This is a genomic window from Bacillus cereus ATCC 14579, from assembly GCF_000007825.1.
Taxonomy (GTDB): Bacteria; Bacillota; Bacilli; order Bacillales; family Bacillaceae_G; genus Bacillus_A; species Bacillus_A cereus.
Genome location: NC_004722.1, coordinates 4,920,603 through 4,943,395 on the forward strand (window position 1 = coordinate 4,920,603; position 22,793 = coordinate 4,943,395).

The following is a 22,793-nucleotide window of genomic DNA, read 5'->3' on the forward strand; positions in this document are numbered from 1 at the left end:
TTCCTCCTTCATATTTCTAATGCATGTACACTTTCGTATACAATGCCTATAGTAATGTCGGTTTCTTAACATTTCCTTAACGATTTAACAAAAAAACACCGCTCGTAATGAGCGGTGTTTCTCTATGCTTTTTGTAATTGTAACTCTTCACGTTCCATTATTTTTCTTAATACAATTGTTTGTGTCATTGTAAATAAGTTACCTGTTATCCAGTACAACACAAGTCCTGATGGCGCCGCAAACCCCATAAATAGAATCATTGCCGGCATCATAATTTGCTGCATCTTTAGCATCTGTACTTGTTCTCCAGGTGTAATATTCGATTGGAAAACTTTCATCTGAATAAATGTCGTTAACGCTGCAATAATCGGTAATATATGATATGGATCTGCATGTCCTAGGTTCACCCATAAAAACGAAGATGTGCGAATCTCTTCAGTTCTGCTAATCGCATAATACAAAGCAGAGAAAATCGGCATTTGTATTAATAATGGCCAGCAACCAGCAAGTGGATTCCAACCGCCTGATTTCATTAGTTCTGACATTTCTTTTTGATACTGCTTTTGTTTTTCAAGGTCTTTGCTTACATCACCGTACTTTTTCTTTAGCTTCTGCAATTCAGGTTGCATTTTCTTCATTTTCGCTTGGCTGCGATATTGCGAAACAGCTAATGGAATCATTGCTGAACGAATAACGAGCGTCATAATAATGATAGCAATCCCAAAGCTAGCTCCAGGTATATGATGAGCAACAAATTGAATCATAAACGAGATTGGATATACAAAATAATGATCCCAAATTCCCGTACTATGTGCATCAATTGGGGCTGCATTACTGCAACCAGATAAAACAAAAACAAATAATAATGATAAACTAACGAGCACAGCTCGGTATGATTTTAACATGTTCATTCCTCCAATGTTTCGTAATTATTTAGCGAAACATTGGTGTATACGGACCGACCTCGTCATTCTCTTCACTTGATTCTTGTCTGCGTACAGAACGAATCATTCCATATTTATAAAAAATAGAAAATAGCGGTACATTTCCTGCACTATCTTCACATGTATCAACTAACGCAAAAGCTCTTTGTCTACCGTTTGATGCTTGTTGACGCACAAAGCGAGAAACATTAGCAAGGAAGAAAACTTCTAATAAACAAAGTGCCGTCGTTACAAACGATATATATAGAATTGCATCCTGCAATAAAAATTCCATCGCTTCACATCCTTAATAAGGTCATTTTAGCACATCGGGCAAATATTCTCTATTTCCTTTTATTTTCAAAAAAAAGTATTTTGCATATTTTCTCAAGAAAACAATAATTAAGAAACGTTGTATTCGCTTTCTTTAGCATATTCACACACATCAATGAATAGGCTTGATTTATTAGAAATTTATAAAATTTTTGCATTATAATAAAACTATTGCCAGTTTTTGAAAAAACCTTTATTCTCTTCTTGTAATCAAAAATGAATATGGAGATGAAACATACTATGGGTCAACTAGGAGACGCCGATTACGTTCCCGACACCGCCTTTTTATCCTTCCCAGCAGCTAAAACATTTCACTTAGAATTTATGATACAGTTGGTTGTTATTTTTATAGCTTCTATTTTGTATGCAATTTCTATGAATATGTTTTTTATCCCGCATAATATGATTAGCGGTGGATTCGCTGGTGTAGGGATGATTATCGGTTATTTAATGCACTACAATATCGGTGCACTTATCTTTTTACTAAACATTCCTCTTCTTATTTTAAGTCACTTTTACTTAGGCAAGAAGACAACCTTTTTAACAGCTTACTTTGTAGCCGTGTCATCGTTAGCGATGAACATTATCCCGGTACACCAAGTTTCAGACGATATTTTACTTTCTTCTGTATTCGGTGGTGTTATCTGCGGAGCAGCTTCAGGAATTATATTCCGATTTGCTTCTTCAACAGGTGGTTTTGATGTTGTTGGATTGATTGTAGCGAAATATCGAGATGTTTCAATTGGAGCAATCATATTTGTATTCAACTTAATCTTACTTGTAGCAGCAGGTTTTATTTTCGGATGGGATATTACACTTTATACGTTAATTAGTCGATTTGTAGTCAGCAAAGTTATCGACGCTGTGCATACGAAACATATTAAATTAACGATAATGACTATTACAGAAAAAGGCGAGGAAATAAAAAGCGCACTACTACATCACGGCATACGCGGGGTGACAATGGTAGACGCTGTCGGCGGCTATACAAACCATAAGAAAAAAATGATTTACACTGTCGTGACTCGCTATGAGTTAGGCGAAATGAAACGTATTATCCGTCAAGTGGATAACAAAGCATTTATGAACATTACTGAAACAGTTGAAATTGTCGGCCGTTTCAAACGCATATAAAAAGGTTAATAAATTAAAGGGCATAACATATTAGTCATATATAATATGTTATGCCCTTTGTTATTCAACTAACGTACCTTTTAGCATAATAAAATCACTAAGTTTATTACTACAAATCGGAGGATAGCATTCCATATACAATACTATCTGTCCATTCATCTTTATTCCAAAAATCTTGTATGAAATGGGCTTCCTTTCTCATACCTATTCGTTCACACAATTTTTGTGAAGCTGTATTACGTGCATCAAGATTAGCCTGTATACGATGTACATTACATTCATTAAATAATTTCAATACCAAACTACTTACTGCTTCTGTCGCCAAACCTCTCCTAGCTACTTCATTTGAAAAACTATAACCAATCTCAACAGTGTCTTTCATATTTGTGTACCATACGGATAAATCACCAACTACTTTAGTTTTGTATATAACTGCCAAACTTAATATTGTTTCTTTAGTAAGTACATTATTTGCTAACTTCTTATTAAATCTTTTCTGCATGTCTTCATGAGTCCACTTATTATGTAATAGGAACTTACATGTATCATCACTATTATAAATAGCAAATACATCCTGTAAATCAGTACTCTTAAAAGGTCTAATTATTAATCTTTCTGTTGTGAACTCCAAGTTAGCTCTCCTCCCTTACATTCATGCTATAAAACATTTTTTATAGTATTTAAGCCTCATTCTTAGATCTCACCTTGATTACATATTTCATCATAATAAATTAAAATCCTTCTTCCACTAAACTGCACCGTTAATAGTATTTCCTTGCGCTTTTTATTTTTTACACTTATTACAAAATCAGATAATTCTATTATTATGTCCCTAAATGTGTTATAATGAAAGCAGACTCACAAAAAAAGAGTATATAGACTTGGAAGTTTCTCTTATTTTACAAGCAAAAAGAAACGAGCAGTCGGGTATATTTCAGACACCATACACGTAACGGTTTAAACAACCGATCATCTTAGTTACTCTTCAATGATCTTTTTATAAAAAGATACGTACAATTAAAACTCACTTCAATATACTATACCTACCTTTTTGACTTCCAAATCATCTTATTACATAGGGAGATGAACATATGAATCAATATATACGATATACAATAGCTGTCCTGTTTGCTATTATCGGCGGAACAATCTGCTTCTGGACAAACACTCAGCTTGGAGAGAATATCATCTTTAATGGAATCGAAACACTTGTAAGCGCTTCAATTTTAGGCGGATACATTTACTTCCTCTTCAATCCAGAAGAAAACGCTCAAAAAACAATGTTATTAACAATGATCGGAATCGTTGGTGGATGTATTTCCTACTCAATGACAAACTATACATTACCACTTCAATTAAGCTCAGCTTTCTTCCACGGTCTATGGACTTGGTTCATTGCATTCTGCCTAGCAGACGTATTCAACCTTTTACAAGACAATGAAGAAGATAGCGGTCGCCAAATTGAAAGCAACTCTTAAGCTGGAAGATACTCTTCCAGCTTTTTTATGTTGGTTTGCATATCCCCGCATCACGATAAAAAGAAGTTACCCTCACGGCAACTTCTTTTCCACATACCCCACTTCGTATTCACTAAAATATATCAACGATTTTTCAAATATATCGATCGTTTCTCCACTTATATCAACGATTTTTTCATTATATCGACGCTTCGACACAAGATATCGATTTACCGACAACCTTCGACACTCAAAACGCACAACATACCCTATCCACCAAGCAACTTACTGCCGAACTCTACGATTAAAAAGATAATTAATAAGATCGCGAGTATCTTTAATGCTACATATGCCACTTTAAAAACAACATAAATGAGCAAGACGATTAAAATAATCGTTAAAATTTCCATCTAGAATTCCTCCAAGCTTTGCTCTTCATATCTTATTTTACTCGTCCCACACTTTTTATGGAACGGCATAAGATGACATAGAAAAAAGAGGATACCTCACCCATCGTAAGATACCCTCTCTTTCAGCTGCTCAAACCATTCTCTTTCTACTTGTAAATATCCCATCTCACTCTTCTCGGCGCTCTCCAATTCTTTATCAGCTTTCTTCATATAAGTATGGGAAGCTTCTAGATCATTCTCTAAATATTTGATAATTCCTTGTGTACGATAATATCCGTTTAAGTCCATTTTTGTAATAACCTTTGCATGTTCCTTTGCTTCTTGCAAAGAAAGACTATCCATCTGATAAAGGGCTTTATATAAAAGGTACCAACTATGAAAACTACTAACGAAAAACTTATTTTCTTTCGTTACAGGTAGTTGAACAATTCGTTCTATATACAGTATCGCTCTTTCCATTCCCTCTTGATCTGCACGAGCAAAAAAGACGAGCATAAGTCTACTCATTATCTCTCTTATCCCTTTATTCTCTTTTATTTTCTCCTCACTCAATTCTACTAACCTTTCATCCCAATCTTTCGGTCTTTTATAACTAAATAACTCACTCGATATTTGAATTTCATATAAATGATTTCTAGCTCTTTCATCATCTTTAATTAAAATAAGAAATTGCATCCCATCACTCATAAGCATTCCTTTTATCGGCACAATTGTAACCGCAAAGATTGCAAAATGGAAAAAGGAAAAATATAAAAGATATTGATAATAACTCACCATATATATGTAACCGGAAGTAATACCAAATAGTAAACTCGTAATCGGTCCACCTAAAGTAAGCCACGCCCACTTTTTCGAAAGATTCGGTGTCTCTATAGAAGGTGGTACTAGTGTTGCAACGCCTCCAAAGTACGCCCACAATTTATTTTCTCGAATGCGTAATTTTCCCTTTTCTTTTTGAATAGTAATGGGTCCTACTGTCATAAATTTAAATGTCAAACCACCTATTACACCAAATACTACATGTCCTAGCTCATGAATGACTAACACTAACAATGAAATTCCAACTATTGCCCATAAGTTCAAAATTACTTCTAATTTCCCAGTTCGGATTACTCCGTATAAAATGGACAGAATTAGCGCCACTGTCATTGAGCCAGCTGGCCTTCTTAAAATATCCACCTTTTTCTCCCCTTAATAAATCATTTTTCTTTGCATTTCGTACATGAACTTCCCGAGATGCAATATCCAAATAAATGAGATTAAGCCAATTAATACAAAATCGATATCACTAGCAGCTGTATATATAACGGCAGCCCACCATACATATGCCAATATTGTATTCGTAAATTCATACGCTTTATATCCAGCCTCATGCACAATGTGCTTTAATCCTTCATCTGCGTTTTTCGTCCACATTTTCATAGATTCCATATACGTTACACCTTGTTCAGGATATAGCTTATTATAACGATTTTTTGTTATAAGTCCGATAATTACTACAGTAGTTAAACAAACAATAGAAGCTACTAAATTCCACACCGCAAATGAAACATTTGTATCCTGCAACAGTGCACGTCTACATGTAATAACTGCATATACAAACCATGCCTGCGTAACTATATCGCCTACACGTAAATATATACTTATAATGCCTAATTTTCTGCCTTGTACGCTCTCTTCTTCATCGCGTGCCTCTGCTAACATACGTGTATTCTTCCAAGTATAGTACATCATTAAGATTCCAAAAATAGTACATATACCTATAAATGTATTGGATGATAATTTTCTCGGTTCATCCGAGAGTAAATTTAAAGCTATATAAGACGTTAAAAAGCCACCCACCATACTTAATGCTATTTTCCCCACAGAATCAAATTGTTTTTTTCGTTTACTCTTCATCGTCCTCTTCCCCCTCTACTAACGTAAATATTTCCTCCACCGGTACATTGAAAATTTGTGCGATTTTTAACGACAATACGATAGATGGTGCATAATCCCCGCGCTCAATTAAACTAATCGTTTGCCGTGATGATCCAATCGCTTTCCCTAAATCCCCTTGTGATAAACGATGCTTTGCTCGCAATTCCCTCACTCGATTTTGAAGCTTCATGTCTTCCCTCTTTTTCATTTATTTAATTAAAATTGTAAATAATATCCTTATCTTTGTCAATTATAATTGTCATTACGACTATAATAATTGACAAGATACTTATTTCTTATCCTGTATCAAATTCCTATAAAGAATGTAAAATGTGCATTAAACATAGTCTTAAAAATAAAAAAGTCAGTGCTTTTGCACTGACTTCCTAAATTCTGACATAGAATGGATTTCATATTAACTTGCGTTTTGTAGTAATACTCGTTTTAACTGCTTACGGAAACGAATACCTAACGTAACCGCTACAATCACAATAACTCCAAAAATGATTTTACCGATATGACCTTCTAGCACTCCAAAGATATCATGTAAGTTTCCACCTAACCAGTAACCACCGATTAAGAAGAATGATACCCAAAATAGAGCACCTGAATAAATTGTAATGGCAAAACGACGGAATGGTAAATTAATAATTCCTGCAAAGTATCCTGTGAAATGACGTACACCAGGAATAAAGAAACCAATAAAAATTAAGAAGTACCCATACTTATCAAACCACATTCTCGTTAAGTCAATTTTTCTTTGCGTTAAAAATACGTATTTCCCATACTTTTGAATGAAAGGCATACCTAATTTATTTCCTAAAAAGTATTGAATCGTCATTCCTACACTTGTCCCAATAAAGGATAGAATAATTAAAATCGGTAAACTTAAATCACCCTTATGTGCTAAAAATCCCGCATATGCTAACGTTGGCTCTCCCGGAAACGGAAGTGCAATATATTCTAACAGCAAGCCGACAAGTACAACATAGTACCCGTATTGCTGAAATAATTCATGAATCCATTCCATGTCATCTCTCCTTTCAATCACGTACAACTTCTTACTATTATTGTATAAAAAAATTGTCGAAATAACTATCACAATAGCTTACATTTTTATTACATTTTTGTAAGGGTCACACTAGTGATTTTCGTTCTTTATTAAATAGTAAAAATCATTTTTCAAGTCGAAATAGCGAAAAGGCGCATTAATAACATGCAGATTTTATCCATTTTTTAGCACTAAAAACCTCTCTTATTTTGTTCTCAATAAAAAACCATCACAAACTCATACTAACTTCATATTAGCTTCATATACGTATTGTAAGATTATATCGGAATTTGTTGAAAAATTTAACCAATATATGACTAAGCATTAATTTGAATAAATATAAGTCGTTTTTCGAAATTGAAAAAAGGGTGAATACGAAATGGAAGCATATAAAATGCACGATTTTATTAATACAAATGTTGAATCTCATCAAAATGAAACCGTTTTTAATTTACAAATCTGTGAAACAAGTGAATTTGACGTAAGTTTAACAAAATCTACAACACTATCTTTTATCGTTTCAAAAAAGAATATTAAAATTGTCACGAAAAAATGGATTAATTCAAATCAAGAAAGCATGATTGGCAAAAGCTACATCATTCCAACAAAAGCTTTTCATTATTTCTTACCAATCATCTCTGAAAATGAAGATGAGCTAAATATTCAAGTTCAAAGTTTTGGACTACGTGGTGAGCTTTTATTAAATGAAAGATTACTTATTGATAACAACAACAAACACAACAGCAAAATCACTACATTCTTTGAAACATTAGATGAAAATGTAAATAAAGCATTACGAGGATTACAACTTCATTGTATGTAAGACTCTTACGATAGTAAAAGGAGAATAACAATGAAAAAATTATTATTAAGCGCACTATTATCATTAGGATTTTTAACTCTTCCATTCTCTAGCGCAGAGGCAGCTACAACGAAAGATCAATTAATCGTAGACACTCAGTTAAATAAAATGGATTATTATCAGGATGGAAAATTTATAAAAAGTTTTACTGTCGCTACTGGAAAAGCTGCAACACCTACACCTAAAGGCACTTTTCAAATCGTAAATAAAATTAAAAATCGCCCTTATTATACAGGCAAAATTAAAGGCGGCGATCCACGTAATCCACTTGGTGACCGTTGGCTCGGATTAAATATGGCAGGAACTTACGGAACAACTTATGCGATTCACGGAACTAACAATAATCAAGCAATCGGCAAATGGACAACACTTGGTTGTATTCGTATGTATAACAATGATATACACTGGTTATTTGAGCGCGTTCAGCAGCAAGCTACTGTCACTGTAAAATAGCCTAAAAACAAGATTTATGTGTAGCCAAGAATTTTATGTCTTGGCTTATTTTATTTATTCATTTACAGTAGCAAAACAACTGTATTTACATATATAATAGGAATAGATTTGATTAGCTAATATTTAAACATTGATAAACGTAGATATTAAAATTATACAGTTATAATGTTTTATAAATTTTATAATACATACTATAATAGAACTACTGTAATTCTGAACTATTCAGTAACACTAAACTATTCCCCTTGCTACCTTCATGATTATTTTATAGCGGGGGCTTATTATATGTATAAACAATCTGAGTCACTCGAAAAATGATGAATTCGAATATTGCAGTAAAAAGCGTTATTTAGGAGGTGTTACTATGACGCATATACTGGTGATTGAAGACAACCCAGATATACAAGAACTTATTCGTGAATTTCTAATGGCACAAAACTTTACAGTTGATGTAGTTGGTGCTGGAACAGAAGGTATTCTTCTTTTCCAAAAAAATTCATACGATCTTGTCCTCCTCGATGTAATGTTACCAGATATAGATGGCTATAGTATTTGTAAAATTATGCGAGGACAATCTGATGTACCAATCATTATGTTAACAGGCTTACATAATGAAGAAAGTGAAATTAAAGGATTTGAGTTAGGTATTGATGACTATATTACGAAACCGTTCCATTATACTGTATTTATTAAGCGTGTAGAGGCTGTATTAAGAAGGGCAGCAACGAAGGAAGCAGAAGCTGCAACTATACTACAATTCCATGAATTGATGTTAAACTCTACAGCATATGCAGCTTATGTTCATGGTAATCAAATTGAATTGACAACAAAAGAATTTGAAATTATTTATACTTTACTGCAAAATCGAGGAAAAGTATTATCAAGAAGTGATTTGTTGAATAAGGTATGGGGCTATGAACATTATGGTGATGTAAGAGTTATAGATACACATATTAAAAACTTAAGAAAAAAATTAGGAATTCCTTATATTAAAACGGTGAAAGGCATTGGCTACAAAATCGAATCGTAGCAAAGACAACATCACCAAAAATATTTTCATCAAAACCTTATTATTTTGTATTCTTTTATCACTTTGTCTTTATCAAATTATTTACTTTCTAGCTTCAAACTACGATAAAGAACGTTTTGCGAAAGAAAATGGAACGCCGACTACAGAACAGGCGAATTCAGATAAGCAAAACGACGAAAGTAAAACGAAGCAAAATAAAGCTGTGTCAGAGGGGAGCATTTCTAATTTCCAATCTTCTATTATAGATTATAAATCTCTTTCTACAGCTATCAATCACCTTTTGCAGCCTAGCCAAACTGTAAAGGCAAAAGAACATACACAAAATCTTTCGGGGAAAAATAGCACTTCTAATCCGCCTACAGAAGCAGAAAAGAAAGCCGCTAATAATGATGCCTTACATACACAAAATGCAGCAAGTAAAACAAATGATACAAATGATAATCCAAAGTTAGCAGATGCGTTGCAGCAATTAGCTCCACATATTGGCGCGACAATGCTTGCATTATCACTACTCGGATCTTTAATTTATACAAAACTAATTGCCAAACCTTTTCAATATATGAGCGATGCTTTAAAAGATATTATGAATCTTGATTTCTCAGATAAAAAGCTACTTAACAAAAATGCAGATCAAACAGATTTTAATTTGCAAGTAGCTGCTTCACAAGTACCAAACATTGTGAAGAATTTACATGCAAGCAATCAAGATTTAAGAAACGAGCTCAAGAAGGAACAACAATTAGAACAATCTCGTAAAGAATTTATGTCTATGCTATCCCATGAATTAAAAACACCAATCGCAGCCGTTATGGGACAACTAGATGGCATGATTCATGGAATTGGAGCTTATAAAGATAGAGATAAGTATTTGAAACGTTCCTACGAGATGATGCAAGACATTAACATATTAACGGAAAAAATGTCGGAATTATCCAAAATACAAAACCCTCAATTTAAACCTAATTTAGAAGTCATTTCTTTATCTAATATTATTGAGGATGTTATGAAGAAAGTAGATTACTTTGTATCTGTAAAACAATTAAATGTACAATCTAATATTAAACACGACGTACAAATTTTAGCTGATCCTAAATTTATTCAAACTGCTATTTTTAACATTATTTCAAATGCAATTCATTATACAATTGACCATCAGCACGTATATATAAAGCTTTATGAAAAACCAAATGGTTACGCATTAGAAGTATTAAATACAGGTTCACAAATTGATGAAGATAAACTTGCTCATTTATTTGAGCCTTTCTATCGCGCAAACCCTGATAAACACGGTTTAGTACAAGGTAGTGGTCTTGGATTATATATCGTGAAACAAATATTAGATAAACATCAATTTCCTTATGGGATACAAAACACGCCTCAAGGTGTAAAATGTTCTATTGTATTCCCAAAAGCAATGTAAAAACCTACTACAATTTCATACCCCAAATTCATACTTCGTATGAGTGGCGGAATTTTGTAGAGTGTCTTACTCTGTTTCGTTCGCCCGTTATCCTTATTTGGATAGCGGGCGTTTTTTATTACTTAAAAGGAGGATTTTTTATGGAGAAGTTTAAATATTCATTGCTCGTTTTATTCGGTGCTTGCAGCTATGGCATACTTTCAACTATTTTCAAACTCGGATTCATAAATGGATTTTCAGCACATCAACTATTAGGAGGACAATATGTCTTCGGATGGATTGGACTATTTCTACTCGTTCTTTTCTTTTCACGTCATAAAGTAACAAAAAAACAATTCTTTTCATTACTAACCGTCGGAACAACAATGAGTATGACTGGGATTTTCTACGCTATTTCTGTAGAAGAACTACCCGCATCTATCGCTGTCGTCCTACTCTTTCAGTTCACTTGGATTGGTGTCATTATCGAAGCGATTGCAAATCGAACATTTCCAAGCCGCGATAAGATCATATCTATCCTTATTTTATTTGCTGGTACATTGTTTGCAGGTGGTGTATTTGAAGGCCTCGGACAAAGTTTTTCTACGAAAGGGATTATCTTTGGACTATTAGCTGCAGTCTCTTTTTCATTCTATGTTTTTGCAAGCGGGCGCGTCGCTACGGATGTTCCGCCTTATACGAAAAGCTTCCTTATGACAACAAGCGCTACTCTTATCGTATGCCTATTCTTTCCGCCAACCTTTTTAACAGACGGTGCTTTGCAAGCCGGTCTATGGAAATATGCTTTCTTCCTCGGATTATTCGGCGTTGTTGTACCTGTCATTTGTTTTTCAATCGGTGTACCAAAGGTTGGAACAGGGCTTGGTACGATATTAGGTGCAGCTGAATTACCAACTGCTATTATTGCTTCTATTACACTTGTACATGAAGTCGTAACGTTCATGCAGTGGATTGGAATTATTTTCATATTGGTTGGGATCTTCATTCCTCAGCTGCTTACGGCTAGGAAAGAAAGGAAACAAAATCGCGTGCATAGCGCTTGAAAAAATACAGAATTTATATAAAAGATATAACTGCAATTAAAATAAGTAAATTTATCTGGAGGTATAAATGACTATTTTAAGCATCGTATTTTTTGCTATTATGTGTATCTTCTTCCTAATAAGATATATGAAAGAAAAGAAATTTTACGATTTACTTCTCATTCCCGTTTGTATATATGCAGGAGCAGTGAAAACTCCTTTCGTAGAGTACTTAAACTTTAATACTACATTTAAAATAACGTATGATATTGCAGCTATTATTCTTGTAATCCTTGCTGTACTTTTCTTTTTGAAAGATAAGAAAGAGAATCATACTGCATAACAAAAGACCTTTCATTTACTTGAAAGGTCTTTTTCTCTATCTCATTTTACTGCTCCATACAGCTTCTCTATCTCATGCTCAATTTGTTTTACATCGATTCGCTCAAATAATGGCTGTACGCTATCAATTCTACTTGGCAACGTATTTTGCGGTTCCCAATTTCGTTTCACAATCGACAATGTGTTTCTAACCCTTTCACTTGAAAATGGTAAAAACGGTTCAAGGAGATTTGCAAAATTAGCGATAAGATACACACAGTTATAAATCGTTTCTTCACATGAAACTGGATCATCTTCTCTTTGTTTCCAAGGCTGCTTTTCATCAAAGTATTTATTTGCAAAACGTACTGCATCAAATATTGTTTCTAGCGCCACCTTAAATTTAGTTTGCTCAATCGCCTCTCCTACATGTTTATATAATCCTTCTACTTTATCTTTCAGCTCTACCTCAATACTTCGCTTCGGCACGATACCACCATAATATTTTTCGATAAACTTTAATGTCCGGTTCACAAAGTTCCCGTATGCACCTAATAATTCACTATTATGACTGTAAATAAATTCCCGCCATGAAAAATCAGTATCGCGATTTTCTGGTGCGTTGACGGTTAAAAAGTAACGAATAGAATCTGGATCATAGCGTTCTAATATGTCAGGCACCCATACTGCCCAATTTTTACTTGTAGATAATTTTCTTTTTTCAACTGTTAAATATTCATTCGAAACGATATGACGCGGGATTGCTTCCTCCCCTATTCCAAGTAATACCGCTGGCCAAATGACGGAATGAAACGGAATATTATCCTTTCCGTGCACATAATATGTTTTCGCTTCGCTATCCCAAAACTCTTGATCATCTTTCCCTGTTTCTTCAGCCCAATGTTTACTCGCTGAATAATAGCCTGTCACTGCTTCAATCCATACGTAAATTTTCTTATCTTCATACCCTTCTACTGGAATTGGTACTCCAATTGGTAAATCACGTGATACGGCCCTATCTAGTAATCCTTCCTTTACATATCTCTCTGTTAGTTGAATCGCATTGTCGCGCCATGTCCCTGTTTGTTTGGCAATTTCTACAGCCCTTTTAATTTGCTCCTGAAATGTATGCAATGCGAAATAGAAATGCTCTGTTTCCTGTACGGATGGTGTACTACCACATAACTTACATTTCTTTTCTAACAAATCGAGTGGATCTAAAATAGCAGAACACGCATCGCATTGATCTCCTCTTGCTGCTTCATGGCAATGTGGACATATTCCTTCTACATAACGATCCGGTAAAAACTGCGTACACGTTTCACAATACGCTTGTTCCACTATTTTTTTATAAATATGTCCTTCTTCTAATAAACGTAAAAAAACATTTTGAACCGTTTCATGATGGTGCTCACTATCTGTACGTGTATAGCAATCATAAGTAAAACCAAGGCTACGAAAACATCGCTGGAACTCTTCATGATACTGATCAGCAATTTCCTTCGCTGTCACACCTTCTTGTTTTGCCCTAATTGCAATCGGTGTTCCATTACAATCACTCCCCGAAACATACAACACATTCTCACCTTTTGACCGGTAATAACGTGCTAAAATATCTCCAGGTAATAAACTCGCAATATGGCCAAGATGTAATGAACCATTCGCATACGGCCAAGCGCCCCCAATAAAAATACTCATCTTACATTCCTCCTTTAAAATATAAAAAGCCCCACCCCTATCTTAAAAAAGATAAGGGCGGGGCTGTATAAACAGTCGCGGTACCACCTTATTTCGCCAATTACTCACATAATTAGCCTTAACAAGTACGGAGCTCTATGCTCTTATACTGTGGTTTTGATAACGAGTACCAACTCTCGTCGCCGCCTACTATTATCATTTGATAAGTTCAGGACGAAGCTCAAAGGCCATTGTTCAAATGAATATTCTTGCTTCTTCTCAGCTACCGAAGCTCTCTGGAAAGAATGTGTTCATCCTACTTTTCCTTTTCAACGCTTTTACGTATAACAAGTATTGTACGACTTAATCACAGAAAAATCAAACTTTTATCCAGAACGAAAAGGAAATCCCATCCTCCCGCCGAATACCTATACGTTCACAAAAGGAGTGATAACATTGAACCAAAAACAACTAAGCACTATAAATGAAAAAAGCTGGAATACAGCTGCTTATGAAGCTTGGACGAATCGCCATGGGGCGCCAGAGGATTATGCAAAAAAAATTATGGAAGATCCCACACGCGAAGTAGCACATTATTTACCTTACATACAATCTCCAAAAGGAAAACGTATTATTAACTTACTCGGCTCAAAAGGAAATAAAGCTGTCGCACTTGCCCTTTTAGGCTCTGACGTAACAGTTGTTGATATTTCAGCAAGTAATGCAAAATATGCAAATGAACTTGCGGACGCAGCAGGTGTCTCTATCCAGTATGTCGTTTCTGATGTATTAAATGTGCAGCTCTCCGAATCATTTGATATCGTATTGCTGGAACTTGGTGTACTCCATTACTTTCTAGATTTAAAACCACTCTTTCAAAAAATTGCTACTTTACTTAAGCGAGATGGAATGCTTATACTTCGTGACTATCATCCTGTTTACACAAAATTATTAGGAGTCGACCACCCATCATTTCAGGCCAATGGAAATTATTTCGATGAAGAATTAATTGAAGATGATGTTGCTTATAGCATCCTTCTTACAGAAGCACAGAAAGAATCGCTACCTAAAACAACCATCCGTCGCTGGACGCTAGGAGAAATCATTACAACACTTGCGGAAGAACGTTTTAAAATCGAAAAACTAGTTGAAGAACATGGATCTCATCAAAGATGGGTCTTTCCTTCTACTGCACCAGAAGGAATCGAAGAACGTATCCCTGGTCTATATACAATAATTGCGACAGCATGCAAAAAAGGATCCCTTCACGGATAGGATCCTTTTTGCATGCTCACGCATATAAGTTGAGGTTGGAGATTACCATAATTCTGTAGAATAGGACACAAGATATTTCAACATTTCGTCTCTGACTTACGTCGTCAAAAAGGGGTATGACCGACATAACGAAGAGTAATGTTTTTAGTTGATACTGATAATCGTTATCAACTAATTAGAAGTATACATGATGTCATTTCAAATTTCAATAGCATTTCTAATATTTATTTATGAATTTTATGATATGCAAATGTATACATTTTAAGAACTTTTTCTAATACTAATCTGACTCCTTCCATTATCTGCTATAATTTTCATTGAACAGATTAATAACTTCATAATAATGTTTTTATTAATTTTGTTTTAAATATCTATAAATCATAATAAACAGTTTAAATGAGGGTAGGGGTAACGATGAAATATGTTAGTATTCGAAAAAAACTACTGTTCACACTCTTAAGCATTTCTTCTTTATTTAGTATTGCTCTTATTGTTATTCTTTCATTCGCCATGAATCAAGCAAGTGAAATCGAAACGTTAAAAAATGATGTATCAAAAAGAGCGACGATTTTAAAAGAACGTGGCGATTGGTTCCAAGCACAAGTTGCTGGTTTACAAGAATATTTGCTATCACATGATCAAAAAGGATTAGATAAGTTCAATCGAGAAGGGAAAAAATTAGCTGATACTAGAGAGAAAGTAACAAGTGACAAGAAGCTCCCAGAAGGAATGAAAGAAGCTATTTTAATGGGTGGAAAATGGCGTAGCGTCATAGATAATGAGGTACTACCTCTTGCGCTTGAAGGAAAATGGGACGAAGCATCCAAAATTGCTTTATCACAAACAGATTATGTAAATGATCTTTTAGGTCGTTTTAATAAATATACAAATGAAGAGAATGAGAAACGTGACGCATTAATTGCTGATGTCGAGTCTTCTTCATCACTTATTCAATATATTATTTTCTTCTCACTTATTACATGTACATTAACGTCTATCTTATTAGCATGGTGGTTCTCTGGTAAACTCGTTAAACCAATTCGACAAATTGATGAGAAGTTAAAAGAATTAGCTTCTCAAGACGGAGATTTAACGGCTAGATTACACGTAACAAGTAAAGATGAAATTGGTGACATTGCAAATTCCTTTAATCAAATGCTCACTAACTTACAGCATATAATAAAACAAGTTCAACAAACATCAACAAGTGTAAAAGAAGCTTCCGAAAATGTATTTATCGAAACAACCGCTTCTATGGAAAATACCGCAAGAACCCAAGAAACTATGAATGCTCTTGAACACAACATTCGTTCACAAGTTTCTAGCATTGAAGAAAGTTCAACCGCAATGGATGACATGGCAACGAGTGTTCAGCGTATCGCTGAGTCCGCCTCTTCTGTTACTAGTTTAGCTGTCACAACTTCATAAAAAGCAGATGATGGGAATAAAGTCATTGAGAAATCTATTACACAAATGCATACACTCTACGAAGCTGTTAACGCTACATCACAAGTAGTTGAGCGGCTCATTACACATACAAATCATATAGATACTGCACTTCAATCTATTTCAAATATCGCCGACCAAACAAATTTGCTCGCTTTAAATGCTTCTATTGAAGCAGCTCGTGCTGGTGAACACGGCAAAGGATTCGCTGTTGTTGCCGATGAAGTTCGAAAACTTGCTGAACAATCTCAACTAGCCGCAACTGACATTAACCATTTACTTCATCAAATTCAAGCTGATACAAAAATAGCAAATGATATGATGACACAAGGTCAAGCAGAAGCTTCTGAAGGAATTACGGTTATTCGTACCGCCGGATCTTCATTCTCAGAAATTGTTAACCACATTAACAAAGTCTCTACACAAATGCAAGAAATGTCTGCAACTGCTGAAGAGATGGCTGCAAGCTCTGAAGAAATGAACGCAGCTTTAAATAATATCGCTTCTATTTCAAACGAAGTTGCTGCAGAAACATCACAAACAGCGCATTCGGCTGGTGATCAAGTAAACAAAATGAGTATCGTGGCTAACAAATCATCTGAAATGAAAACAATCGTACAAGAACTTGAAGTTCTCGTCTCTCATTTCAAAACAAACGCTTAAAGTGAAAATGACACGAGCTCAAAGGTATAGGAATGAAAGTTTTACAGTCTCTCTTTTTTCACTTTAAAATATCTCTTTCTATCTCTCATTCCGTCTGCTATAATTCCTAAAGGAAATAAGAAAGCTTTATTCCAACTGGAGTAAAGCTTTCTTTCAATTTTTTACATTTATTAATTCTAATACTAAGATTTCACAAAGGAGGCTTTTAATTATATGAATTTTGTAAGTATCAGAAAAAAACTTATGTTCATGATGGGAACGATTTGCGCTTTATTTGGTGTCGCCTTAGCATTTATTTTATTTTTTGCTATCGACCAATCTCGTAAAGCTGAAACATTACAAAAAGAAATTTCTCCACTGGCAACAGAATTGAAAGAGCGTGGAGACGCTTATCAAGTACAGCTCTCTGCTTTAAGAGGTTATTTACTACAACATGATCAAGTCGAATTAGACAAGTTTAATGAGATGAGTAAACGTCTTGAGGATTCAAAAGATAAACTTCTTTCTAATCCAAATCTTTCTTCGTCCGTAAAAAGCACAATGGAATTAGGGTCTACTTGGAGAAAGTTCATTGAAGAAAAAGTATTCACTCTTGCAAAAGAACAAAAATGGGAAGAAGCTTTACAAGTAGCTTCTTCAGAAAACGGAACGGTCTATAAAGTAATTGGTGACTTCACAAATTACAGTAATGAACAAGCTAAATTACGTGAACAATCTATTGAAAAAATTGATCAATCTGCACTCTTAATCGAATATGTTATTTTCTTATCACTTGTTGTATGTATTATCGTTGCAATTATTCTTGCATGGTGGTTCTCTGGTAAACTGGTGAAACCAATTCAACAAATTGACACGAAACTAAAAGAATTGGCCTCTCAAGAAGGTGACTTAACGGCACGTCTACAAGTAAATAGCAACGATGAAATAGGTGCTATCGCAACATCATTTAATAAAATGTTAGAAAACCTACAACATATTATTAATCGTGTTCAAAAAACATCAGTGGAAGTACAAACCGCTTCTGAAAATATGCTAGAAAAAACGAATACATCACGTGAGGCGACATTAAGAGTCCAAAGCTCGATGTCCAACTTAAATGCAAGTATTCAATCACAAACTTCTAGTATGGAAGAAAGTTCAACTGCAATGGATGATATGGCAGTAAGTGTTCAGCGCATTGCTGAATCTGCTTCATCTGTAGCGGAACTTGCTGTTGCCACATCTGAACATGCTAGCGATGGCAGTACCGTTATCCAAAAATCTGTTTCACAAATGACAACAATACACGAAGCTGTAAATGCTACGTCAGAAGTGGTTGAACGTCTAATCACTCATACGAAATATATTGATACTGCTGTACAATCTATTTCTAATATTGCTGAGCAAACAAACTTACTTGCTTTAAATGCTTCTATTGAGGCAGCTCGTGCTGGTGAGCAAGGAAAAGGATTTGCTGTCGTAGCTGACGAAGTTCGAAAACTTGCTGAACAATCTAAAACAGCTGCAACAGACATTAATCAATTACTACATCAAATTCAAAATGATACAGAAACTGCTAGCTCTATGATGTCTCAAGGCCGTTCTGAAGCATTTGAAGGCATTAATGTTATTCGTGAAGCTGGTACTTCTTTCTCAACAATTGTAGAACAAGTAAATAAAGTATCTACTCAAATGCAAGATATATCAGCAACTGCTGAAGAAATGGCTGCAAGTGCTGAAGAAATGAACGCTTCACTTAATAACATCGCTTCTATCTCTACTGAAGTATCGAGCGAAACTGCCGCAACGGCACAATCTGCTGAACAGAAAGTTATTGTTATGAATGAAATGACAGTAACTGCTAGAAAAATGAAACAAACAGTTGAAGAGTTAGATCAACTCGTATCTCATTTTAAAACAGAATAGATGTTCAAAAAATATCCCTTCTTTGAAAGAGGGATATTTTTTTGAGCTCATTTCCTGCACATTATGCTCATTTCCGTTATAATGAGAATCGATATCATTAAAGTGTAGGAGGGGCTGCTTATGTCACAAGAAGCATTTGAAAATAAATTACTTGCCAATTTAGAGGCTGTTATTGACCCTGAACTAGGTGTTGATATCGTTAATCTTGGATTAGTTTATGATGTTACAGCAGATGAAAATAATAATGCTGTCATTACGATGACTATGACTTCTATCGGTTGTCCAATGGCTGGGCAAATCGTATCAGACGTTAAAAAAGTATTATCAACGAACGTACCTGAAGTTAATGAAATAGAAGTAAATGTCGTTTGGAATCCACCGTGGTCGAAAGAACGTATGTCACGTATGGCGAAAATCGCATTAGGCATTCGCGACTAAATAAAGTGGAAATTTCATCATTTGCGGATAGCGGGATAAAGAAAAGACCTGACTAGGATGTCAGGTCTTTTCTCTTATTATTTTACACCTACTGCATCATAAGCTTTCGTTACAGCTTGTACAGCTTTAGAGTTTTTACCATATAAATCTTCAGCTGACTGAAGAGCAGCTTGACGCATCATTTTGAAGTCAGAGTTTGCAGTTAAATATTTCGTAAGAGCACGGTAGTAAATTTTTTCTGTCGCTTCACGGCCCACTCCAGTTACTTTCACGCCGTAATGATCTCCGCCTTCAGATACTAAATATGCAGCTTTATTGTTAATACTGCTGTTAATATGAACACCGCCATTATCAGCTGTTCCAGTATAACGTTTACTATAGTGATCTGGGTAACCTTCACTTGGTTTTAATGGATTTGGAATAGACGCTGGGTCTTTAAGAGAGCGAAGTGCATCACCAGGTTTATCAGGTGTATAAATATCAGCACCTAAATCCCAGCTCTTCTTCTCAACCATAACACCCATAATATCAGATAACGATTCATTTAACGCCCCTGACTCATTTTTGTAAACAAGGTTTGCTGTATGTTCAGTTACAGCATGCGTTAATTCGTGACCGATAACATCAAGTCCAGCAGATAATGGAATGAACGTTTTTCCATCGCCATCACCGTACATCATTTGCACACCATTCCAAGCTGCGTTATTCCAGCTCTCCCCTACGTGAACAGTTGAAATAAGTTTCGCACCTTTATCATCGAAAGAGTTACGATTAAATGTCTTTTTGTAGTAATCATATACTTTTCCTGCATTTACATGCGCATCAACTGCAGCTTTATCTTCGAAGAACTTAGATTTACTTTCAACTTCTTCTCCTGTATATCCAAGCCATTGTGAGAATAAATTAAACCAGTTCTCGTCCATATTTTCTGCATCAAATGTATGAACACCTTGTCCTCGTTTACCATCAAACAAGTTGAATTGGCCTGTTTTCGTATCTTGAGCAATTTCAAATGATTGTCTAGCACCTAATACTCCGTAACCAAATCCAGTAATGTTATCTACAGCGTTATATTTCTCAATAACATTTCCATTCGTTGCATCAACAAAATAATGCCAATACCCTGGAGCTGGTTTTGAAATCGATGCCTTAACTAAGTATGCAAGGTAGTAATTACCGTCTTTTTCATATACAAATAAATCTTTTTTCACACCATCATAACTCTTTACTTTACCAATTTCTTTCTCAATATCTGCCTTTGCAATTGTTTCTGCTTGTTCCGCAGTAATGCTTGCAGCTGCAGGAATATTTTTATCATCTAAATTCGGAATAACTTGTCCGAAGAATGCTTTTACATTATTCTCTTTATCAAGTGTAACAGTTTGATCAGAACCGTACACAGGAATGTTATTATGTTTCTCAACTAGCTTCACATGTGTCGTATCAGATTCAGCGTCTTTTTCTTCCCCAACGATATTAAAATGCTTTTCAATATTTCCTGCTAATTTAAACATATCTTTCTTACTCTCTAAGTATTGAAAGACTGTCTCTTTTTTATCTAGTCCTTCCGGTGCTTTCCATTCTTCACCTATGTATGCAGGTGTTTTAAATTCTTGATGATATTGAATTTTTTGTTCTTCCGCTTTCGTTGTCGTTGCCCCAAACGCTCCAAATCCCCCGGCGATAACAGTTAACGCTAATGCTGATGAAATGACTTGCTTTTTCACTATAACATTCCCCATTCCCATAAAGATTTTTGACACTTTTATACAATTCTTATTTTCCCAGCTGATACCTCTACCTAAAATTTGAGAAACATTTTTCAGACAATTCTAATCAAAAAAAGAGGACATCTATCGGATGTCCTCTTTTCTATAAACCTTTTATTGTTTTTTCAATTCAATTGCTAAATAGTGTGATTGCTCTTTCGCTTGAATGTGAATATCTTCTTCTACAGATTCTGCTGCATCCCGCATAACAAACGTTTCACCATTTATTACACTGCTTCCTTCAATTTGTACAAGGTACAATTGACGGCCTTCTTTCACTGGAAAATGAATTTCTTTTCCAGCCTCTAATGATAAAGAATATAAATTCGCATCTTGGTGAATTTGAATTGGTGCATTTCCTTCTACTGAAGATACCATATGGAACCATTCATCTTCACGCTTGCTCCAATCAAATTTAAACTCACCATAGTTTGGTTTATGATCTGCGCGGTCTGGTAAAATCCAAATTTGTAATAAACGCAGCGTTTCATCGCCTAAATTATGCTCGCTATGAAATACACCCGTGCCAGCACTCATATATTGAACATGTCCACGCTCAATTGTTCCGCGATTTCCCATGCTGTCTTCATGTGTTAAAGCACCATCTACAACGTAAGAAATAATCTCCATATCACGGTGCGGATGCATATCAAAACCAGTTTGCGCCGCTACTAGATCATCATTAATAACACGTAACGCTCCGAAGTTCATGTTATTTGGATTGTAGTAATTGGCAAAAGAAAAATGAAAATGTGTATTTAACCAACCATGATTTGCTCTGCCCATATTTTTATGATCAACTTTTCTAAACATATCCTTCACCTCATACTATCTCGAATTCGAGATTTATTTTAAAATTGTTTCTTACTGTAACTTTTTTAATAGTGTTAATAATTGCTTTTGTTCCTCTATGTTTAAATTATGAAACTTCTCTGCTTGGAACGTTTCTTGAGGTGGGACGATTTCCTCATATAAAGCTCTTCCCTTTTCTGTTAAAGAAATATATTTCGTAGTACCCTCTTGTTCACGCAAAATCCACTCAAGCTGCTCCATTTTATTTAAAAGCTGCGTTACATTTCCTTTCGTAACAAATAGCTTATTTCCAAGTTCTTGCTGCGTTAAACGATTATGTCCTCCAACTTGAGCTAACACATCAAACTGGGCGGCAGATATATTCCATTTTTTCAAATGCTGATTCGTCTCACGAATACTCTTACTATAAAAGCGTGACAAACGAAACCATAATAGTAGCCCTAGTCTATCTTCTGTTTTCATTTCATCACC

Annotated in this window: 25 protein-coding genes and 1 other annotated feature; of the genes, 13 read left to right on the top strand and 12 right to left on the bottom strand. The window is 34.9% G+C overall.

The features are described from left to right. Positions 1–122: 122 nt before the first annotated feature. Positions 123–905: a membrane protein insertase YidC gene (gene yidC / locus BC_RS25010; RefSeq protein ID WP_000920524.1), complete on the bottom strand. Its 783-nt coding sequence runs from the start codon at positions 903–905 to the stop codon at positions 123–125. Between the two features lie 28 nt (positions 906–933). Then, the gene (locus BC_RS25015) at positions 934–1,218 is read right to left on the bottom strand and encodes a hypothetical protein (protein WP_000394926.1); all 285 of its coding nucleotides are present in this window, start codon (positions 1,216–1,218) and stop codon (positions 934–936) included. Between the two features lie 278 nt (positions 1,219–1,496). Here BC_RS25015 and BC_RS25020 point away from each other — a divergent pair, with 278 nt between their 5' ends. Next, positions 1,497–2,390, top strand: a complete 894-nt coding sequence (locus BC_RS25020; RefSeq protein ID WP_000530044.1) for a YitT family protein — start codon at positions 1,497–1,499, stop codon at positions 2,388–2,390. 109 nt (positions 2,391–2,499) lie between these two features. Here the strand turns inward: BC_RS25020 and BC_RS25025 are convergent, their stop codons facing one another. Beyond that, positions 2,500–3,021, bottom strand: coding sequence for a GNAT family N-acetyltransferase (locus BC_RS25025; RefSeq protein ID WP_000397308.1), 522 nt, complete (start codon positions 3,019–3,021; stop codon positions 2,500–2,502). A gap of 460 nt (positions 3,022–3,481) precedes the next feature. Between BC_RS25025 and BC_RS25030 the strand changes: the two genes are divergently transcribed. Beyond that, positions 3,482–3,868: a DUF3938 domain-containing protein gene (locus BC_RS25030; protein ID WP_001077773.1), complete on the top strand. Its 387-nt coding sequence runs from the start codon at positions 3,482–3,484 to the stop codon at positions 3,866–3,868. 248 nt (positions 3,869–4,116) lie between these two features. Here BC_RS25030 and BC_RS25035 read toward each other — a convergent pair whose 3' ends face one another. The 5 genes from BC_RS25035 to BC_RS25055 form a co-directional block, all read right to left on the bottom strand. Then, positions 4,117–4,257: a DUF3985 family protein gene (locus tag BC_RS25035; protein WP_000404784.1), complete on the bottom strand. Its 141-nt coding sequence runs from the start codon at positions 4,255–4,257 to the stop codon at positions 4,117–4,119. Between the two features lie 96 nt (positions 4,258–4,353). Next, the gene (locus BC_RS25040; protein WP_033685529.1) at positions 4,354–5,406 is read right to left on the bottom strand and encodes a cytochrome c oxidase subunit II; all 1,053 of its coding nucleotides are present in this window, start codon (positions 5,404–5,406) and stop codon (positions 4,354–4,356) included. A gap of 42 nt (positions 5,407–5,448) precedes the next feature. After that, complete coding sequence (locus tag BC_RS25045) at positions 5,449–6,156, bottom strand: DUF3169 family protein (protein WP_000837720.1); 708 nt, start codon at positions 6,154–6,156, stop codon at positions 5,449–5,451. After that, on the bottom strand, positions 6,146–6,367 hold the full coding sequence (locus BC_RS25050; RefSeq protein WP_000776168.1) for a helix-turn-helix transcriptional regulator: 222 nt from the start codon (positions 6,365–6,367) through the stop codon (positions 6,146–6,148). The genes BC_RS25045 and BC_RS25050 overlap by 11 nt, the downstream gene beginning before the upstream one ends. A 225-nt stretch (positions 6,368–6,592) precedes the next feature. Then, entirely contained in the window at positions 6,593–7,207 is a 615-nt protein-coding gene (locus BC_RS25055) for a DedA family protein (RefSeq protein ID WP_000454754.1), read from the bottom strand. A gap of 400 nt (positions 7,208–7,607) precedes the next feature. Between BC_RS25055 and BC_RS25060 the strand changes: the two genes are divergently transcribed. The 6 genes from BC_RS25060 to BC_RS25085 all read left to right on the top strand — a co-directional run bounded on the left by BC_RS25060 (position 7,608) and on the right by BC_RS25085 (position 12,358). Then, a complete protein-coding gene (locus BC_RS25060; protein WP_000388769.1) occupies positions 7,608–8,051 on the top strand; it encodes a DUF3978 family protein in 444 nt (147 codons plus the stop codon). A 30-nt stretch (positions 8,052–8,081) separates the two neighbouring features. Next, positions 8,082–8,543 (top strand): L,D-transpeptidase, encoded by a 462-nt coding sequence (locus BC_RS25065; protein ID WP_000735063.1) that lies wholly within the window; start codon positions 8,082–8,084, stop codon positions 8,541–8,543. A 364-nt stretch (positions 8,544–8,907) separates the two neighbouring features. After that, positions 8,908–9,573, top strand: a complete 666-nt coding sequence (locus tag BC_RS25070) for a response regulator transcription factor (protein ID WP_000148833.1) — start codon at positions 8,908–8,910, stop codon at positions 9,571–9,573. Beyond that, positions 9,551–10,993, top strand: a complete 1,443-nt coding sequence (locus tag BC_RS25075) for a sensor histidine kinase (RefSeq protein ID WP_000201964.1) — start codon at positions 9,551–9,553, stop codon at positions 10,991–10,993. Before BC_RS25070 ends, BC_RS25075 begins: the two co-directional genes overlap by 23 nt. A gap of 140 nt (positions 10,994–11,133) precedes the next feature. Beyond that, a complete protein-coding gene (locus BC_RS25080) occupies positions 11,134–12,036 on the top strand; it encodes an EamA family transporter (RefSeq protein WP_000410481.1) in 903 nt (300 codons plus the stop codon). Between the two features lie 67 nt (positions 12,037–12,103). Further along, positions 12,104–12,358: a hypothetical protein gene (locus BC_RS25085; protein WP_000154129.1), complete on the top strand. Its 255-nt coding sequence runs from the start codon at positions 12,104–12,106 to the stop codon at positions 12,356–12,358. Between the two features lie 41 nt (positions 12,359–12,399). Here the strand turns inward: BC_RS25085 and metG are convergent, their stop codons facing one another. Next, positions 12,400–14,034, bottom strand: coding sequence for a methionine--tRNA ligase (metG, locus tag BC_RS25090; protein ID WP_000021600.1), 1,635 nt, complete (start codon positions 14,032–14,034; stop codon positions 12,400–12,402). Between the two features lie 50 nt (positions 14,035–14,084). Then, positions 14,085–14,355 (bottom strand) — a binding site (T-box leader). A 114-nt stretch (positions 14,356–14,469) separates the two neighbouring features. On the opposite strand from metG, the gene BC_RS25095 reads away from it, so the two are divergent. From BC_RS25095 to BC_RS25110, 5 genes are all read left to right on the top strand, one after another. Next, on the top strand, positions 14,470–15,288 hold the full coding sequence (locus tag BC_RS25095; protein WP_001072260.1) for a class I SAM-dependent methyltransferase: 819 nt from the start codon (positions 14,470–14,472) through the stop codon (positions 15,286–15,288). A gap of 414 nt (positions 15,289–15,702) precedes the next feature. Next, the gene (locus BC_RS28490) at positions 15,703–16,716 is read left to right on the top strand and encodes a HAMP domain-containing protein (RefSeq protein ID WP_000878435.1); all 1,014 of its coding nucleotides are present in this window, start codon (positions 15,703–15,705) and stop codon (positions 16,714–16,716) included. 45 nt (positions 16,717–16,761) lie between these two features. After that, positions 16,762–17,397 carry a methyl-accepting chemotaxis protein gene (locus tag BC_RS28495; RefSeq protein WP_000557312.1) on the top strand — a complete coding sequence of 212 codons (636 nt, stop codon included), beginning with the start codon at positions 16,762–16,764 and terminating at the stop codon, positions 17,395–17,397. A 213-nt stretch (positions 17,398–17,610) separates the two neighbouring features. Then, positions 17,611–19,302, top strand: coding sequence for a methyl-accepting chemotaxis protein (locus BC_RS25105; protein ID WP_001012209.1), 1,692 nt, complete (start codon positions 17,611–17,613; stop codon positions 19,300–19,302). Positions 19,303–19,422: 120 nt separating this feature from the next. Continuing rightward, positions 19,423–19,740, top strand: a complete 318-nt coding sequence (locus BC_RS25110; RefSeq protein ID WP_000076422.1) for a metal-sulfur cluster assembly factor — start codon at positions 19,423–19,425, stop codon at positions 19,738–19,740. A 77-nt stretch (positions 19,741–19,817) separates the two neighbouring features. Here the strand turns inward: BC_RS25110 and nprB are convergent, their stop codons facing one another. The 3 genes from nprB to BC_RS25125 form a co-directional block, all read right to left on the bottom strand. Beyond that, positions 19,818–21,467 (bottom strand): neutral protease NprB, encoded by a 1,650-nt coding sequence (gene nprB, locus BC_RS25115; protein WP_000745123.1) that lies wholly within the window; start codon positions 21,465–21,467, stop codon positions 19,818–19,820. 156 nt (positions 21,468–21,623) lie between these two features. Continuing rightward, on the bottom strand, positions 21,624–22,322 hold the full coding sequence (locus tag BC_RS25120; RefSeq protein WP_000488927.1) for a pirin family protein: 699 nt from the start codon (positions 22,320–22,322) through the stop codon (positions 21,624–21,626). A 51-nt stretch (positions 22,323–22,373) separates the two neighbouring features. Beyond that, positions 22,374–22,784 (bottom strand): MarR family winged helix-turn-helix transcriptional regulator, encoded by a 411-nt coding sequence (locus tag BC_RS25125; RefSeq protein WP_000845489.1) that lies wholly within the window; start codon positions 22,782–22,784, stop codon positions 22,374–22,376. Positions 22,785–22,793: the final 9 nt, after the last annotated feature.

Bases quoted from the DNA above. Each gene is read 5' to 3' on its own strand.
- yidC (WP_000920524.1), bottom strand. From the start codon at position 905: ATGTTAAAATCATACCGAGCTGTGCTCGTTAGTTTATCATTATTATTT.
- BC_RS25015 (WP_000394926.1), bottom strand. From the start codon at position 1,218: ATGGAATTTTTATTGCAGGATGCAATTCTATATATATCGTTTGTAACG.
- BC_RS25020 (WP_000530044.1), top strand. From the start codon at position 1,497: ATGGGTCAACTAGGAGACGCCGATTACGTTCCCGACACCGCCTTTTTA.
- BC_RS25030 (WP_001077773.1), top strand. From the start codon at position 3,482: ATGAATCAATATATACGATATACAATAGCTGTCCTGTTTGCTATTATC.
- BC_RS25035 (WP_000404784.1), bottom strand. From the start codon at position 4,257: ATGGAAATTTTAACGATTATTTTAATCGTCTTGCTCATTTATGTTGTT.
- BC_RS25040 (WP_033685529.1), bottom strand. From the start codon at position 5,406: ATGACAGTGGCGCTAATTCTGTCCATTTTATACGGAGTAATCCGAACT.
- BC_RS25045 (WP_000837720.1), bottom strand. From the start codon at position 6,156: ATGAAGAGTAAACGAAAAAAACAATTTGATTCTGTGGGGAAAATAGCA.
- BC_RS25050 (WP_000776168.1), bottom strand. From the start codon at position 6,367: ATGAAGCTTCAAAATCGAGTGAGGGAATTGCGAGCAAAGCATCGTTTA.
- BC_RS25055 (WP_000454754.1), bottom strand. From the start codon at position 7,207: ATGGAATGGATTCATGAATTATTTCAGCAATACGGGTACTATGTTGTA.
- BC_RS25060 (WP_000388769.1), top strand. From the start codon at position 7,608: ATGGAAGCATATAAAATGCACGATTTTATTAATACAAATGTTGAATCT.
- BC_RS25065 (WP_000735063.1), top strand. From the start codon at position 8,082: ATGAAAAAATTATTATTAAGCGCACTATTATCATTAGGATTTTTAACT.
- BC_RS25070 (WP_000148833.1), top strand. From the start codon at position 8,908: ATGACGCATATACTGGTGATTGAAGACAACCCAGATATACAAGAACTT.
- BC_RS25080 (WP_000410481.1), top strand. From the start codon at position 11,134: ATGGAGAAGTTTAAATATTCATTGCTCGTTTTATTCGGTGCTTGCAGC.
- BC_RS25085 (WP_000154129.1), top strand. From the start codon at position 12,104: ATGACTATTTTAAGCATCGTATTTTTTGCTATTATGTGTATCTTCTTC.
- metG (WP_000021600.1), bottom strand. From the start codon at position 14,034: ATGAGTATTTTTATTGGGGGCGCTTGGCCGTATGCGAATGGTTCATTA.
- BC_RS28490 (WP_000878435.1), top strand. From the start codon at position 15,703: ATGAAATATGTTAGTATTCGAAAAAAACTACTGTTCACACTCTTAAGC.
- BC_RS28495 (WP_000557312.1), top strand. From the start codon at position 16,762: ATGCATACACTCTACGAAGCTGTTAACGCTACATCACAAGTAGTTGAG.
- BC_RS25105 (WP_001012209.1), top strand. From the start codon at position 17,611: ATGAATTTTGTAAGTATCAGAAAAAAACTTATGTTCATGATGGGAACG.
- BC_RS25110 (WP_000076422.1), top strand. From the start codon at position 19,423: ATGTCACAAGAAGCATTTGAAAATAAATTACTTGCCAATTTAGAGGCT.
- BC_RS25120 (WP_000488927.1), bottom strand. From the start codon at position 22,322: ATGTTTAGAAAAGTTGATCATAAAAATATGGGCAGAGCAAATCATGGT.
- BC_RS25125 (WP_000845489.1), bottom strand. From the start codon at position 22,784: ATGAAAACAGAAGATAGACTAGGGCTACTATTATGGTTTCGTTTGTCA.